At 42.7% G+C, this 16,666-nt stretch carries 11 protein-coding genes; 4 read left to right on the top strand and 7 right to left on the bottom strand.

Going from position 1 to position 16,666, the window contains the following annotated elements; all coding sequences use genetic code 11:
• Positions 1 to 36: 36 nt before the first annotated feature.
• The 4 genes from BM736_RS01145 to rppH form a co-directional block, all read right to left on the bottom strand.
• Entirely contained in the window at positions 37 to 888 is an 852-nt protein-coding gene (locus tag BM736_RS01145; RefSeq protein ID WP_076407694.1) for a thymidylate synthase, read from the bottom strand.
• Positions 889 to 948: 60 nt separating this feature from the next.
• Positions 949 to 1,752: a sulfite exporter TauE/SafE family protein gene (locus tag BM736_RS01140; protein WP_076407692.1), complete on the bottom strand. Its 804-nt coding sequence runs from the start codon at positions 1,750 to 1,752 to the stop codon at positions 949 to 951.
• Positions 1,753 to 1,854: 102 nt separating this feature from the next.
• Positions 1,855 to 4,080 carry a phosphoenolpyruvate--protein phosphotransferase gene (gene ptsP, locus BM736_RS01135; RefSeq protein WP_076407690.1) on the bottom strand — a complete coding sequence of 742 codons (2,226 nt, stop codon included), beginning with the start codon at positions 4,078 to 4,080 and terminating at the stop codon, positions 1,855 to 1,857.
• Positions 4,081 to 4,140: 60 nt separating this feature from the next.
• Positions 4,141 to 4,677: an RNA pyrophosphohydrolase gene (gene rppH / locus BM736_RS01130; protein WP_076407688.1), complete on the bottom strand. Its 537-nt coding sequence runs from the start codon at positions 4,675 to 4,677 to the stop codon at positions 4,141 to 4,143.
• 690 nt (positions 4,678 to 5,367) lie between these two features.
• Between rppH and mutH the strand changes: the two genes are divergently transcribed.
• Together mutH and BM736_RS01120 are read left to right on the top strand one after the other, a co-directional pair.
• Positions 5,368 to 6,042 (top strand): DNA mismatch repair endonuclease MutH, encoded by a 675-nt coding sequence (gene mutH, locus BM736_RS01125; RefSeq protein ID WP_076407686.1) that lies wholly within the window; start codon positions 5,368 to 5,370, stop codon positions 6,040 to 6,042.
• A gap of 120 nt (positions 6,043 to 6,162) precedes the next feature.
• Positions 6,163 to 7,236 (top strand): adenylate/guanylate cyclase domain-containing protein, encoded by a 1,074-nt coding sequence (locus BM736_RS01120; RefSeq protein WP_076407684.1) that lies wholly within the window; start codon positions 6,163 to 6,165, stop codon positions 7,234 to 7,236.
• A 66-nt stretch (positions 7,237 to 7,302) separates the two neighbouring features.
• Here BM736_RS01120 and oxyR read toward each other — a convergent pair whose 3' ends face one another.
• Positions 7,303 to 8,223 (bottom strand): hydrogen peroxide-inducible genes transcriptional activator OxyR, encoded by a 921-nt coding sequence (oxyR, locus tag BM736_RS01115; RefSeq protein ID WP_076407682.1) that lies wholly within the window; start codon positions 8,221 to 8,223, stop codon positions 7,303 to 7,305.
• A 255-nt stretch (positions 8,224 to 8,478) separates the two neighbouring features.
• Here oxyR and BM736_RS01110 point away from each other — a divergent pair, with 255 nt between their 5' ends.
• Positions 8,479 to 10,119 (top strand): GGDEF domain-containing protein, encoded by a 1,641-nt coding sequence (locus BM736_RS01110; RefSeq protein ID WP_179078998.1) that lies wholly within the window; start codon positions 8,479 to 8,481, stop codon positions 10,117 to 10,119.
• An 89-nt stretch (positions 10,120 to 10,208) separates the two neighbouring features.
• Here the strand turns inward: BM736_RS01110 and BM736_RS01105 are convergent, their stop codons facing one another.
• A complete protein-coding gene (locus tag BM736_RS01105; protein WP_076407678.1) occupies positions 10,209 to 10,574 on the bottom strand; it encodes an Hpt domain-containing protein in 366 nt (121 codons plus the stop codon).
• Positions 10,575 to 10,747: 173 nt separating this feature from the next.
• Positions 10,748 to 11,674 carry a TIGR01212 family radical SAM protein gene (locus tag BM736_RS01100; RefSeq protein ID WP_076409792.1) on the bottom strand — a complete coding sequence of 309 codons (927 nt, stop codon included), beginning with the start codon at positions 11,672 to 11,674 and terminating at the stop codon, positions 10,748 to 10,750.
• 538 nt (positions 11,675 to 12,212) lie between these two features.
• Between BM736_RS01100 and gltB the strand changes: the two genes are divergently transcribed.
• Entirely contained in the window at positions 12,213 to 16,661 is a 4,449-nt protein-coding gene (gltB, locus tag BM736_RS01095) for a glutamate synthase large subunit (RefSeq protein ID WP_076407676.1), read from the top strand.
• Positions 16,662 to 16,666 lie beyond the last annotated feature (5 nt).

Raw genomic sequence — 16,666 nt, 5'->3', positions numbered from 1 at the left:
CAATTAATTAGCTAAAGTAGAGATAACTAATCAGAACTAAACAGAGAAGGGGTATTTGATAGCTTCGTGGTGCTGATAACCTGTTACTTCAAAGTCATCCATAGTCACCCAAGTCTCAAGATCTTCGAGAGATTTAATATCAGGATTAATGATTAAAGAAGCTGGTTCAAACGGCTCTCTTTTCAATTGTACGTCGCGCATCAGCTCTAATTGATCTTCATAAATGTGAGCGTTGACAATTTTATGGTACGCCTGCCCAGGTTTCTTGCCTGTAATTTGTGCGATTAAAGCGAGCAGAGTAAACACTTGAACCTGATTGAAGTTCAATCCTAGTGGCACATCACAGGAGCGTTGAAAACTATTAAGGTAAAGCGTATCACCTAATAAAGAAAAGTTATGAGTGTGCATGCAAGGGCGAAGGCAACCCATATGGAACTCACCAGGGTTATAGAAACTTAAAATTTCACCTCGATCATCGACACCCTTTTTTAAGTTGTCGACAATTTTTTTCAACTGATCGATACTGCCACCATCAGGCTTGCTCCATGCCCTACCCTGCACACCATAAACCCGGCCCATATCATCTGGACCTTTACGGTGAGGATTATTTAGCCACGCTAAATTCTCATTAGCATTCGCGTCCCAGGTTTTGGCACCAATTTTCCTAAAGTCTGCAGCATTATCATAACCACGAATATAGCCAATCATCTCGGCGATGGCTGCTTTCCAGAAGCTCTTCCTCGTTGTGATGAGAGGAAACTCATTTTTCTCTACATCATAAGTCAGATCGGCATTGATCACAGTAAGGCATCTCTTCCCCGTACGCTCATTTTCAATCCAGGTTCCCTCATCGAGGATCCTATTACAGAGTGATAGATATTGCTTCATTATGATTTACCTTAATCTTGAGCTTAACAAATATGAATATATAGCAATTAATTAGCAAAGCTATGTCAATGCCAACTTAACTCCAACAATGATAAGAAGGAGTGCAAAAATTTTCTTTAATACAGGGGTCGGCCATACACTGGCAGCTTTCACACCTAAAGGCGCCATCACCACAGAGGTCATGACGACACCAACAAGAGCAGGCAGATAAACAAAACCTAATGTCCACTCTGGAAGCCCCGAAATGTTCCAACCAGCCATCACGTAACTGGCACTGCCAAACAATGCAATCACCCCGCCAGAAGCTGATGAGAAACCTATAGCCTCCCGAAGCTGTAGTCCACACCAAGCTAAAAACGGAATTAATAAAATACCACCACCTATTCCCATCATAGCCGCAATAATAGCAATCAAGAGTGAGGCAATAAACAACCCCCCTCCAGAGGGCAACGATTTACGACTCTCCTTCACTTTAAATGGAAAGATCATCTGTATTGCCATAAAGATCACGAACAGTGCGAATGTCTGCTGCAAAAGCGTGGCGCTAAATCGCTGCGAAATAAAGCCTGCCGAGATAGCCCCTAATACAAGCCCAGGGAGAACAAATTTAAACAGTGGCCAAGGAATATTACCGCGTCGATGGTGAGCAGTTGCAGATGAAAATGAGGTTAATATTATTGCGGCTAAGGAAGTGGCAATGGCTACGTGCGGTACATTTTCAGCACTAAAACCTGCTAAGGGGAGCAGATAAATAAGTACAGGCACAGCAACAATACCGCCACCAATCCCCAAAAGGCCCGCTAAAAAACCGACAACAGCCCCTAGAGCCATACAAGATAGAATTAGTAGATAAAGATTATCCACAGTACTTCCCTAAAGCGATATAGCTAAGTAAGGCGTTAATAAAGCAATTCAAAAGTCAGCCTAATGGTTAAAAGAAGCCGTAGTTTACGGGATTTACATTCATTAGTTAAGAATTGCACCAAGTTCTCTGGACTCGAAATACTCTCTCACTAAATCTCTCACTTCTTGACCACTTGTTAAAGTTAACGCCATCTCAAGCAACTCACTGAGATCTGAGTGGGATACACGCCTCAGCAAATAGTTTATACGTGCCAAACTTCCCTGGTTCATACTTAGCTGATCATAACCCATAGCAACAAGCAAAATCACACCAATAGGTTCACCGGCCAGCTCACCGCATACACTGACGGGCAAGTGATATTGCCAGCAATCAAATCTTGCGCGCTTTAATGCCCGGAGGATCCCAGGATGATAGCAATCATACAGTGAGCTCACTCTTGGATTATTTCGATCAACAGCCAACATATATTGAGTGAGGTCATTGGAACCTACAGAAACAAAATCGACACGCTTAGCGACTTCTGCAAGCTGATAGAGTAATGCGGGAACTTCAATCATGATGCCTATTTTAGGACGAGAGAATGTTTTACCCGAGTCACTTTTTAGTTCAAAGAATGCCTGTTCCAGATAGGCTATGGCTTGATCTATCTCATCTAGATTACTCACCATAGGGAGAAGAATATGCAGCTGGTTACTATCTCCGCCGGCCTGAATCATCGCCCTGAGCTGGACTAAAAAAAGCTCTGGGTGATCTAAAGAGAGCCTAATACCCCGCCACCCTAAAAAAGGGTTCTCTTCATTAATGGGAAAATAAGATAAAGGCTTATCACCACCCACATCTAATGTTCGCATCACAACTGGCTTACCCGTAACACTAGCAAGCACTTGCTTATAGACTTTTACCTGCTCAGATTCACTCGGAAACCTTTGATGCAACATAAAGGGGATCTCAGAACGGTATAAACCGATCCCATCGGCACCATCTGCTATTTCGGAGGCTAGACTACTGAGCAGGCCTGCATTGAGGTAAAGGTGGATCCTTTTTCCATCTATGGTTTCAGCGGGAAGATCTAACTCCTGTGAATATCTGTCCTGCAGTGCTTTTTCTGCCGAAATAAGGTTTCGGTATTCATTAATGATCGTGGGTGTCGGTGAAACTAATATTTGACCGCGATTTGCGTTGATAATCAGTAACTTTTTATCAATCCCTGCAGTTAATATCCCTTCGACACCGATAATGGCTGGTACTCCCAAGGCTCGAGCAAGTATCGCAGCATGAGAATTAACGCCACCCTGTTCTGTCACTATGCCAACAAGTTTGTGCCGAGGAAACTCAGCTAACATGGTGGCATCGGCCTCTTTTGTCACTAAGATGACAGGGACATCAGGCTCAACGCCCATTCTTTCAGGTTCAATAAGAAGGCGAAGCACTCTAAGGCCAAGATCCCTAATATCACTTGCTCGCTCTTTTAAGTAGAGATCTTGCATCTGAGTAAACTGCTCGATATACCTCAAAGACACGCGACTCACAGCAGAGACAGCGCTCCATCCCTCCCGAACCTCCTTAATATATTCACCACCTAAGCTGGCGTTATCCAGTAATTGTTGCAGGGCAGAGAATATAGAAACAACTTCATTGTCTTCCTCTTGATCGAAGCGCTGGGATAATGAGGATAATGTCTCTTTACATGCTTCAATTGCCGTTGTGATACGCAGCACTTCAGCTGCTGTATCCGTCCGCTTTTCATCAGCTTGTTCAAGCTCTATCTGGCCACCTAGCACCAGCCCATGAGCTATCGCAACACCATTCGCTGCAGAGGTCCCCTTAAAATGAAGTAGATCAGGCGCTTCGGCTTTCTTCGTTAAGTTTCTTATTGCCATTGCAAGTTGTGCAGCTAAGGTCATTAAGAAAGCTTCTTCACCTTCATCAAACTGCCTTGGATCAACTTGTTGAACAACGATAACGCCTAAGATTCGCTTCTGATAAATGATTGGGGCGGCTAGAAAAGCATGAAACTCTCCCTCGCCAACGCCGTCGAATGCTTTAAACCTAGGATGTTTATGGGCATCAGCAAGGTTAATGGGCTCTTCGCGCTCAGCGACAAAACCCACCAAACCTTCAGAAAGTGACATTTTGATATGGCCAACGGCACTCGGTTCAAGGCCATCAGTTGCAGATAGCACAAGCTGCTCAGACTCTAAGAGATAGATAGAGCAGCATTGGGTTGCCATTGCTGTTTTTGTTCGAGAGACAAGCAGGTTTAATGCTGAGTGGAGGTCGTGCGCTGCCGCAACCGCTTGTGTAATATCTCTTAGCGTTTTAAGCACTTAATAACTCCCTTTACCACTCAGTTAAGTTTATTTACAACAGCTATAACCCCTCAGTTATTAGCGTCGCCTTGTTCTTCTTTTATTGCTGTTATGATTGCCTTGATGAAAGTCCTTCGCCTGAAACGGCAGTGCAGTAGGTGCAAACTCCTTCATCACTTTCCTGTATACATCTCTTTTAAAGGAAACCACTTGCCTAACAGGGTACCAATAACTCACCCAACGCCAATCATCAAATTCAGGATGACCACACGCATTAAGATCGATGGCACTCTCATTACTTTTTAACTGTAGTAAAAACCACTTTTGCTTCTGCCCTATACAGACAGGTTTACTGTCTTGCCTAATCAAACGTTTGGGTAATCTGTAACGCAACCAAGAGCGAGTTGATGTCAAAATCTGAACATGCTCAGGCCTTAAACCAACTTCTTCGTATAACTCTCTATACATTGCCTCTTCAGGAGATTCACCTTCATCAACCCCCCCCTGAGGAAACTGCCAGGAATGCTGACCAAATCTTCTGGCCCACATAACCTGCCCAAAGCGATTACAGATAATGATGCCCACATTCGCGCGAAAGCCGTCACTATCAATCACATGGACTCCGTATTTTACAATTTTAATCTATCGATTGTTTCATAAAGAAGTGGCCGCGGCAAATACCATATAGCAGATTGTCACTGGATAAAAAACTCAAAACTCAACTTTTATCAACAGAAAGTTATCACCAGTCCCAATTATATCCACAATTTCTGTGGATATCTCTGTTCTTAACTCATATATACTCATAAAAAGTGTCGAACTAAGTCAGTGAACTTTGAGTCTGACCAATTACCCGTAAACCATATTTACAATTAATATCAATAAGATAAACAATATAAAATTTATTAACCACTCATCAAAGACGTTAGTTGTTCACTTTTTGGCCTGCACGTAATTTTGAATAACTTTAATCAATGTTTTCTCATGTTATACACAGATTATAAGTAGCAATCGATCTTCACTGGAAAAAATAGCAAGATTTATTCTGAGAAAATGCTATTTGCGCCAGTTTGATGACATATATTCCAAGTTATCCAATAATTCTGTGGATAACTATGTTGGAAAAGTAAGGGCAATAAAAGGTTAACTGAAAACTAGTAGCTCAAAGTGAGAAGGATTAGATAAATATCACTGGTTTTTTAATAACTTAACCAAGCTCAATCAAATGCACTTATCAACACCACTTAGCAAGTGCGTTTTTTAACCAAGATTGTATTATCTAAGATCTTAGGTAAAATCCCCACCATGAAAAAAGCGCCTTTACCACCAAGTACGACTGAAGAACTCATGCAACGTGCCAACGATATGGCAGGTTTAACTTTAGGGCAACTAGCCCAATCCCATGGCTTTTCGACGCCTGAAAACCTTAAAAGGGACAAAGGCTGGGTAGGACAACTCATTGAACATGAGCTAGGCGCGCTCGCGGGCTCTAAACCAGAACCAGACTTTGTTCATTTAGGAATCGAACTTAAAACGATTCCGGTTGATGATAACGGCAAGCCTATAGAGACGACTTATGTCACTGTAGCCCCCTTAATCGATATCCAAGGGCTCACTTGGGAAAACAGTGTTGTTTGTCATAAATTGAAGACTGTACTTTGGGTGCCGATACAGGGCAATCGTGATATTCCTGTTGGCCAAAGGCAGATCGGCACACCTATTTTGTGGTCTCCAAACCCCGTAGAGCTTGCTTTATTAAAGCAGGACTGGGAGGAGATCATGGAATTTATCTCCATGGGGCAGGTTCAAAACCTTACCGCGAGACACGGTGAGATACTTCAACTTAGGCCGAAAGGCGCTAATAGTCGTTCAGTAACCCAAAGTATTGGCGTTGACGGGCAAACAGAAATGACTAACCCTAGAGGCTTTTATCTTAAAATTCCCTTCACTCACGCAATTCTAACGCGTTTTTTTAACTGAATTTCATCTGATATCATCTTCATTTGACTAAGATCACAAATACTACTGGAAATCATAGGGTCATATTCTATAAACTAGCGCATCCTGAATCAAAAGTCGCATTAGGATAAACCCAATACAGTGAGAGCACGTATACAAGCAAAAAAACTTCTTTTTGCGATCTTCGCCTGGGGAATAGCCATGGCGGCATTTGTGTTCTTTAGATATGCCCAAGCTCCGGACCTTCCGCAGTGGGCGGTAGGTACTGCCGATCTCGCGACATTAGCGATTTATATGGGAATAATCTTCGGTAGCTTACACTGGATGTCCAATCTAATTGCTGACTTTAGTGCAATCAATCGTCTTCCATACCTCTTCTCTGTTATTTTTAAAGGCTTGTTCCTTCTGCTAGGCGCGACCACGTTAGCCTATATTACCCAGTTTTTGAATATGTGGGCGATAGAGAATCATATGGCAACATTACGGCAGATGCTCACAGCCCATATTCTCTACAGCCCCTCTTTCCAGGCTTTAATTATCTATTTAGTCGTTGTTAGGGTTGGTCTCGCTTTTATTGAACAGATGGCACTTCTGGTCGGCCCACGAGTGTTATTCAACATTGGCTTGGGTAAATATCATAAACCTAGATATGAACAGAGACTATTTCTCTATCTAGACATGGTGGCCTCGACGACACATGCAGAGTCACTTGGTGATTACCGTTTTAGCCGCTTAATCCAGGACAGCTTTAGCTTACTATCCGATACCGTTGTAAATAATGAAGCCGAAATATATCGATATATGGGAGATGCCGTGTTAATTCATTGGCCGCTAGAGGACGGTATACAAAAAGATCGAAGCTTCAATATCTACTATGAGTTTAGTCAGCAGCTTAATTGGCAAAGACAGTACTTTGAAGAGCAATATGGTTTTGTACCTAAATTTAAAGCTGCCGCGCATTGTGGTCAGGTTGTCGCTGCTGTTGTTGGCGTGCAGAAGCAAGAGATAAGCTTCTTTAGTGATGTACTTAATACCCTCGCAAGACTTCAAGATCAGTGTAATCCGCTTGGGCAAAGAATGCTTATTTCAGGTTCTCTTGAGTCACGTATAGATAGTGACAGCAGCTTATATGATATTAAAAGCCTTGGGCCAATAAAGCTTAAAGGAAAGCAACATTCTACAGAAGTGTTTAGCGTAAACCCTAAACAGAACTAACATTAATTATCAATTGCTGGCCAAATAAGGCTTAAACACATATTTAAGCCTTAGTAAGCATCAAGTCTAAGCCTGTTTACTCTCAGCCTCATCCAATATATTTTGAATCGTTAACCCTAAGGTCCTAAAAGTTAGGATACGGCTTGATGTCTGTCGCCAAACTAAACCAATATCTCGATATGGCGCTTCACCAGGCGGCTGCATAACGGTCAAATCAGTATCATTTAAGATGCCAGTATCTATGGCCATTTGAGGTAAAAACGTTGTTCCAAGCTTACTGTTAACCATCTGTACTAAGGTATGTAGGCTAGTGGCAGCAAATGGATTTACCTTTGCACTATCTCCCAGTTGGCAAGCACTAATCGCATGCCCAGTAATACAGTGTTCTGCTTGAAGCAGGAAAATACTTTCATCGGGTAGCGATTGATAATCGAGTGGCTCAATGATTGAATCGGCTAAGTCTTCATGAGCAACCAGTTTGAACGGGTCAATACCGACCTTCATACTGTGATACCCACTGGTATCTACAGGTAATGCAAGCAAGAGCAAATCGAGCTCACCTTTACCTAAAGCATCCAGTAAGCGCTCAGTAGTATCCTCTTTTAGAAAGAGTGTCAGATCCGGAAAATTATGCTGGCACTGCTTAACCACGCGGCTCAATAAAAATGGGGCAATCGTTGGGATACAACCTAGGCGTATATCCCCAGTCATAGGCTCGCCCTGATGCTTCACCAACTCAACAAGATCATCGACATCAGTCAACAGCTTCCTTGAACGGAGCACAACCTCCTCGCCAATAGCTGTAAATATAAAAGATTTATGATCACGCTCTATTAATTGGTGACCAAGTTGTTCTTCTAAATTTTGGATTCCGCTTGAAAGTGTAGACTGACTGACATAACACTTTTTTGCAGCTCGATTAAAATTCTGCTCTTGATATAAGTTAACCAGATAGAAAAGGTTTTTTAAACTAGGTAAGTGTTTCATAAAATCGATTACCAACTGCAATATTTATTCAAATCATCAATATAACTTTACCATAGAAGTTTACTTTATCTACTAAAGTGAGCGCGAATAATGTGAGGTCAATCGACATAAATCGTTAAAAACTGGCCGAAATCAGGTCGGCTTCTATACTCAGAGAGACCAATTTATAGGAGCACTCAGGGAATGAGGTTTGCTTTTACTTTTATTTTAATACTTATGCCCTCTATATTCATAAATGTTGAGGCGCATGTTAGCTTGACTGAAAGAAACAGGCTAATCCCGATATCTGTACTCTATGAGGTCCCAACGCAGAAGCAGATCTCCCTATATCAACAGCTTGCCCCAGAAGCTTTCCTCCATGAAAATGAAAATGGAGGTTCAGCTAAGCTATTAATATTAAAAAACAATACAGATCAACAAAGAAACTGGATACTCACTTCACTATCGCCATTTGAGGCCGAAAAATCCCCAATACTCATTCGATATCCAAATAAAACAGTTACCAAGCTAAGCGGTCAAATAATACATTGGCCAGCTCAAGTAGAGTTACATGAGATCACGATTCGAGCGAATGAAAGAGTTGAGATTTTATTTAACCAAACAGACTTACCAACTCAATTATGGTCACAAGAATGGCTAACTAATAAGCTTGGGCAATATAGCCAATATTCCTCGCTTATGTGGGGGGCAATACTCTCTGTACTATTGCTACACCTTTGTAACTGCACCTTGTTAGCAGGTCGCAATCTCAAATCGGTACTACTTCAAATCTCACTTGCCGCAGTATTGGCCAATGAATTAGGCCTGTTTAAGCTAGTGATGCCAACCTCCTACCAGGAGGCATCAACTCATTTGTTATTGAGCATCTCACTCCTTTTGATGATCCACATCCTTGAACATCAGAGCAAAACATCCCAATTCACACAAAACAATCAATTACTAACTGTGCTAAATAGTGCTGCCATTTTGGGGATAATCACTTCATTAGTGCTAACTCAAGTAACCATAGAAAGCCTCGCTTCCCTGCTTCCTCATTACCTGCTTAGTTGCTTTGTAATCTTACTATCTATTTCAATCTATGGCTTATTCAAGACAAGAGGATTTGAGTACCTTTGCCACTTAGGTTGTATCCTATTCATTACTCTTTTTTGCGGCCTAATACAAAATAGTGCCAACATAGCCGATAAGCTATTGCTTTACCTCCCCATATTAGGCGTATCGCTCTTAAGCTTTACCTCATTACAAGCTAAGCTCGCCGAGCTCTCAATCAACACATTTAAACCTGAATATAATCCAAGCCTTAATAAAGCTGAGCTACAGCACAAGTTTCAAGAGCTTGAAATGAGCCATCGACTTCTTCAGGAAAAAAATGCGATCGATTTTCTGACCGGTCTAAAAAACAGGCAGTTCTTTGATGATAGTTACCACTCTGAACTTGCAAGAAGTGCCAGAGAGGGGACACCATTGAGCCTTATTCTTATCGATCTTGATCACTTCAAAAGTGTTAATGACAACTATGGCCATCAAGTCGGTGATGAAGTATTAAAAATGGTCGCAAAACGTTTCTATTACGCGCTCAATCGACCAGCTGATGCGATCTGTCGCTATGGTGGAGAAGAGTTTGTCATCTTGTTACCCAATACCCATATTCAAGGTGCAAAACATATAGCAGAACAAATAGGTAAAGCAGTAAACACTAAACCGATTCTCACCGCTCAGGGGGATATCAATATAACGATAAGCCAAGGTGTTGCATCATTAACTCATCACTCCAGCATTGATGATTTACAACTGCTAAATTTGGCGGATAAAGCCCTCTATAGAGCGAAAGGCTTAGGAAGGAACAGATTTGAAGTGGCAAGTTCAAAGCCATATATCGTCAAAGAGCAAGCATGATATTGAATCATAAAAAAAGCACTAATGAATAGAAAATTCAATAGTGCTTTTTATCTGAAACAGTGAATGCTTCAGCAAGTGTTTAAATATTAAGCTTTAGATTCAAGGTATTGCTTTAATTCTGCAAGGTCATTACTTGCATTATCAACAATAGCTTGTAACCAAACATCATGTTCAGCAGCCCAAGCCGCTTCTTCACCATGTTGAAGTAGTTGAGCAAACTGCTGGATGCGTTTCAAACCCACTGAACCAGCTGCGCCTTTGAACTTATGAGCTTCTGAACAAAGGGTATCTTTATCTTCTGCTTCTTTAGCATTAACTAGGTTGCCTACATATTCTGGCATTAGCTGCTCAAATAAGACGACACTTTTAAGCAATGTACCCGCGCCAATTGCACTACAGTATTGCTCAAGTGTATTAAGATCCAATATTGATTCTATTTCAGCTGTTGCCATCTTTAGGCACCTCTCAAAAATTTTGACTGTATAAAAACTGATTTACCACATAATACCCGCTATAAATGCTGGTGCAACTAATTGAGCGATATGTCAGTAAAATCCGTCACATTTTAACCAAACATTAACTATTTATTAATCAAATCTGCTATTTAACTGCTTTTTTTACGGTTTTAAGAAAAGTTTACTTTAGAATTCAAGTAACTCCCCTGCCCACCTTTGGCCTTCAAATCATTTACAATCGCGACCAAACCATCCCAACGAAACGCACACCAATCGGGCCCCAGTAGCATAGGCTTCTTTGCATAAGCTGTAACCCTATGAAAAATAATTTCTTTTGGTGTATAGCGGATAAGCTCACCAACACTATAAGCATATTGCTCTATGGTCAGTAGTGACATCCGATCATTGCGCCAAGCTTTGGCCATTGTACTCCCCTCAACAATATGTAAGGGGTGAAGCTTGATACCATCAACACCTGTAGACAAAACGGCATTTAGTGAAGCAAGATAATCCTGATGCGTTTCACCTGGCAGGCCAAGAATGAGATGAGTACACACTTTAATACCGCGAGCTCTCGCCCTAGTTACAGTATCTTGGTAATCACTGAAAAAGTGCCCTCTGTTTATCCGCTTTAATGTCTTATCATTTGCAGACTGAAGCCCAAGTTCTAGCCACACCTCAATACCACGTTTCTGGTAACTAACAAGTAGCTCTATCACTTCATCTGACACACAATCAGGCCTAGTACCAACACATAGCCCCACGATATCTGGGTCATTAATTGCTTCGTCGTACTTAGCTTTCAGCACTCGATATTCATCATAAGTACTAGTGTATGCTTGAAAATAAGCGATGTACTTTGATGTTTTTCCTGCCAATCTTTCACGGCCCTTTTGTAACTGTTCAGGAATAGAAAGCTCAGTGCCATGTTCATAACTAAATGAGGCCACATTACAATAGGTGCAGCCGCCCTTACCAAGGGTTCCATCACGATTAGGACAGGTAAATTTGGCATCGATTGTCAGTTTCTTCAGCTTTTCACCGAACTGTTTTTTGCAGGCAACACCGAATGTATTGACGTATGTATCAAGTCCCACTAACTGGTCTCTATTCATTAAACTAACGTCATTTTAAAACATTCACCTAGCGCAAACACGGCGCTATATCAAACAACTGAAAATTAACCTGGTATTAGCACTCATAAAGCACATAAATCGGGATACAAATGCATAAACTGCAATTTTATACAGTTTTTGAGACTTGAATCATCGAAAGTGCATAAACAATCAGGCCAAAAACTGATGAAAATTCACTGTACGTGCAATAAAAATCACTTTCCACAATATGGAAGCAAAGGCTAGCTTTGTTACACTTTAGTAAACCCTAAACAGGTTGAATACTAAAATTCTTTTTATTCATAAGGTTATATAGATCAATCCTCAGTTGACGTTAACGTAAGGTCATTGTTAAATCTGTATTAAACACCAGTTAACAGTCACGTTTTATGCAACTTTTCAGTTTGACCTTTGCGCTTTCAAGGGGTAATTTGGATCGTTCGGGTGCATATATATATAACTACAATCTCCCCGAGCAGTATTTTAGTTTTTGCAGTATTTTAGTTTTAGGAGTTTGTGTATGAGCTTATATCACCCCAGTTTCGAACGGGAAAATTGCGGATTTGGTTTAATCGCCCAGATGGACGGCGAGCCAAGTCATCGAATCGTCAGAACGGCGATCCATGGGTTGGACCGCATGAAACACCGTGGTGGTATCGCAGCTGATGGGAAGACAGGAGATGGTTGTGGCTTATTGATGCAACTACCTATTAAGTTCTTCGAAGCTATTGCCGATGAAAATAACTGGCACTTAAGTCGCAAGTTTGCTGTAGGTATGCTTTTTCTCAACCAAGATGACAGGCTAGCCAACGAAGCTAAACAACTGCTTGAGCGAGAGTTAGAAAAGGAAACCCTAAGTGTCGCAGGCTGGAGAAAAGTACCAGTAAACCCTGATGTACTTGGGCCTATTGGCAAAGAAAGTTTGCCGCAGATATACCAAGTATTGATCAACGCACCTATCGGCTGGCGTGAGAAAGATTTAGAACGCCGACTTTATATGGCTAGACGTCGACTTGAGCAACAGCTGCCACATGATAAAGAGTTTTATGTTGCCAGCTTATCTGGTCAGGTCATCGTATATAAAGGCTTGATGATGCCTGTCGATCTGCCAGAGTTTTATGACGACCTTGCAGATATACGTCTACAAAGCTCTATCTGTCTTTTCCATCAACGCTTCTCAACGAATACTTCACCTAAGTGGCCTCTTGCCCAGCCATTTAGGTACCTTGCACATAATGGTGAAATCAACACTATTACAGGTAATAGACAGTGGGCACGAGCACGTGCTTATAAGTTCAATGCACCGCTTCTTGCCGACCTTCAACAAGCGGCTCCTTTTGTCAATGAGACAGGTTCAGACTCATCTTCACTTGATAACATGCTTGAGATGTTACTTGCTGGCGGTATGGATCTTTATCGTGCTATGCGCCTGTTGATTCCACCAGCATGGCAAAGTAACCCAGAGATGGATGAAGAGTTAAAAGCCTTTTACGACTTCAACTCAATGCATATGGAGCCTTGGGATGGACCTGCGGGCATTGTGATGACTAACGGTCGTCATGCAGCCTGCGCCGTTGATCGTAATGGTCTACGCCCCTCTCGTTACGTGATCACGAAAGACAGAATACTGACCCTCTCCTCAGAAGTAGGTATTTGGGATTATGCACCTGATGAAGTAGTTGAAAAAGGCCGTGTAGGACCAGGAGAGTTACTGGTTCTGGATACACTTAATGGCCAACTCTATTCCTCTTTTGAAATAGATAACGACCTTAAACGTCGTCATCCATACAAGGAGTGGATGGCAAAAAACAGTCGCACTTTGACCGCCGCAGAAGATATGCCTAATGAGGCACAGGGCGTGAGTGAGCTAAACGATGACCAGCTATTGCAATACCATAAGCAGTTTGGTTACTCCCGTGAGGAGTTACAAGAGGTCATCTGGGTTCTCGCTAAGAAGGGAGAGGAAGCCACTGGCTCCATGGGCGATGATACCCCTATGGCTGTTTTGTCTAAAAAGTCGCGCACTATCTACGATTACTTCAGGCAGAAGTTTGCCCAGGTCACGAACCCACCGATTGATCCATTACGTGAAAAACATGTCATGTCGCTTGCGACCTGTGTCGGCCGCGAACAAAACCTGTTTAATGAAACGACAGGCCACGCCTATCGCGTCATGTTCAACTCACCGGTACTACTATTTAGTGACTTCAATCAATTGATGGCGCTAGATTCAACCTATTACCGAGCCAATACGGTTGATCTAAATTATGACCTTAATGAAGGGTTAAAGCAGGCTATCGTCCGTATCTGTGACGAAGCGGAAAGACTCGCGAGAACCGGCACGACCTTGCTTATCCTCTCAGATAGAGCGACAGACAAATCTAAGCAAGTCATTCCAGCGGCAATGGCTGTTGGCGCGGTGCAAAAAGTGTTAGTAGATAAAAGCTTACGCTGCGATACCAATATTGTGGTTGAAACCGCTTCAGCACGTGATCCGCACCACTTTGCCGTACTTCTTGGTTTTGGCGCTACTGCTATCTACCCTTATCTAGCATATGAAAGTATCAGTGCTATGGCTAAGCAAAACCAGGTAACAGATACGCGACAGTTATTACTAAACTTCAGGCAAGGGATCGACAAAGGTCTGAGAAAGATCATGTCTAAAATGGGCATTAGTACTGTCGGTTCATATCGCTGTAGTCAACAATTTGAAGCCATAGGCCTGGCTAGCGAAGTGATTGAACTTTGCTTTAATGGCGTCATTAGTCGAATCGAAGGCGCTGATTTTGACCTGCTCGAGCAAGACCAGATTAAGCTGCATAAGTTGGGCTTTCGAGCACATCAGCCGCTTAGCCAAGGTGGACTACTCAAGTATGTTGAAGGTGGTGAATACCACAGTTTCAACCCTGACGTGGTCAATACCCTGCAGGCTTGTTTAAAAGACAAAGACTACGCCAGCTATAAGCGTTTCACCCAGCTAGTCGATGACCGCCCCGTAGCAACTTTAAGAGATCTCATTGCCGTCAAAGGGAAAAACCCTTCAATTGAAGTTGATAAGGTTGAATCAGCCGAAACTTTGTATCCGAGGTTTGACAGTGCAGCGATGAGTATCGGTGCATTAAGCCCTGAGGCACATGAGGCACTTGCCGTTGCTATGAACCGCTTAGGTGGCCGCTCTAACTCTGGCGAGGGCGGTGAAGACCCTGCGCGCTTTAATTCTGAGAGAAACTCAAAGATTAAACAGATAGCTTCTGGACGATTTGGGGTTACCGCTCATTACTTAGTGAATGCTGAAGTCTTACAGATCAAAGTCGCTCAAGGTGCAAAACCAGGAGAAGGCGGACAGTTACCTGGCGATAAAGTGAGTGTAGAGATTGCAGGACTGCGTAACGCACGACCTGGGGTGACACTCATATCACCACCACCGCATCATGATATCTACTCGATTGAAGATCTTGCTCAACTTATCTTCGATCTAAAACAGATTAACCCTAAAGCGCTTATCTCGGTCAAGTTAGTATCAGAACCGGGTGTGGGTACTATTGCTACGGGTGTAGCCAAGGCTTATGCCGATATGATCACCGTTTCTGGTTACGATGGCGGTACAGGGGCAAGTCCGATTACTTCGGTCAAATATGCGGGTAGCCCATGGGAGTTAGGACTTGCAGAGGTACATCAATCTCTAGTCGCTAATGGACTTCGTCATAAGATACGCCTACAGGTCGATGGTGGGCTTAAAACAGGTAGAGATGTTATCAAAGCGGCCCTACTAGGTGCTGAGAGCTTTGGTTTTGGTACTGTGCCTATGATAGCCCTAGGGTGTAAATATCTGCGTATTTGCCATCTCAATAACTGTGCAACTGGTATTGCAACCCAAAATGAACAGCTGAGAAATGAGCATTATCACGGCCTACCAGAGCGGGTAATGACCTATTTTGAATTTGTGGCTAAAGAGATCCGTGAAGAGATGGCAGCTTTAGGTGTCACAGAGTTTGAGCAACTTGTTGGTCGCAGTGACTGGTTGCAAGCATTAGAGGGGCAAACAGCAAAGCAACATAAGCTAGTACTCGACCCTATACTGTTCACCCCTGAAGTCCCTGAAGGCTGCTCATTAACATGGAAAGAGTTAAACCCCGCCTCAGATGTAGGTAAGTTAAACCTTAAACTACTCGATGCTGCCAAACTTGCAGTTGAGCAAGGCACTGAATACTCAGGAAGGTTCAGCATAAGTAATATCGACCGCTCTGTTGGCGCGGCTCTTTCAGGTCATATCGCCTCTACAGTGGGTAAAGAGGGAGCTAAACAAGCCATTAAGCTGCAATTTAACGGTAGCGCAGGTCAAAGCTTTGGCGTGTGGAACAGCCCAGGCCTTGAGTTAACCCTCTGTGGTGACGCTAACGATTATGTCGGTAAAGGAATGTCAGGGGGTAAAATTATTATCCATCCACCACTCGGTAGCACCTTCCAAAGTGAACGCTCTTCCATTATCGGTAACACTTGTCTTTACGGCGCTGCGGGCGGAAAAATGTTTGCAGCAGGCACCGCTGGTGAGCGTTTCGCAGTGAGAAACTCGGGTGCTACTGCTGTTGTTGAGGGAGTGGGTGATAATGGCTGTGAATATATGACTGGGGGTATTGTCGCAGTGTTAGGAAAAACCGGCGTTAACTTCGGTGCAGGTATGACAGGTGGCTTTGCCTATGTATTTGACCGCTTTGGCCGTTTTAACCGCCGAGTGAACACTGAGCTCGTTGATACTCATAAAGTTGAATCACCCATCTTGCAGGCACATCTAAAGGGCCTTATTGAAGAGCACTTAGCTGAAACCGGTAGTGAGCATGCAAAAATGTTATTAAATGATTTCGAAAATTGGATTGACTGCTTTGTGGTTGTTAAGCCTAAAAGTGTCGAGCTATCCGATCTGCTTAGATTGGAACAAGCACATCCAGAACTTTCAGTAGTAGCGGGGTAACTTCA

The organism is Shewanella sp. UCD-KL12 (assembly GCF_001957125.1).
GTDB lineage: Bacteria > Pseudomonadota > Gammaproteobacteria > Enterobacterales > Shewanellaceae > Shewanella.
The sequence above is the reverse complement of the archived record's forward strand: the minus strand, read 5'-3'. Positions and strand labels throughout refer to the sequence as shown.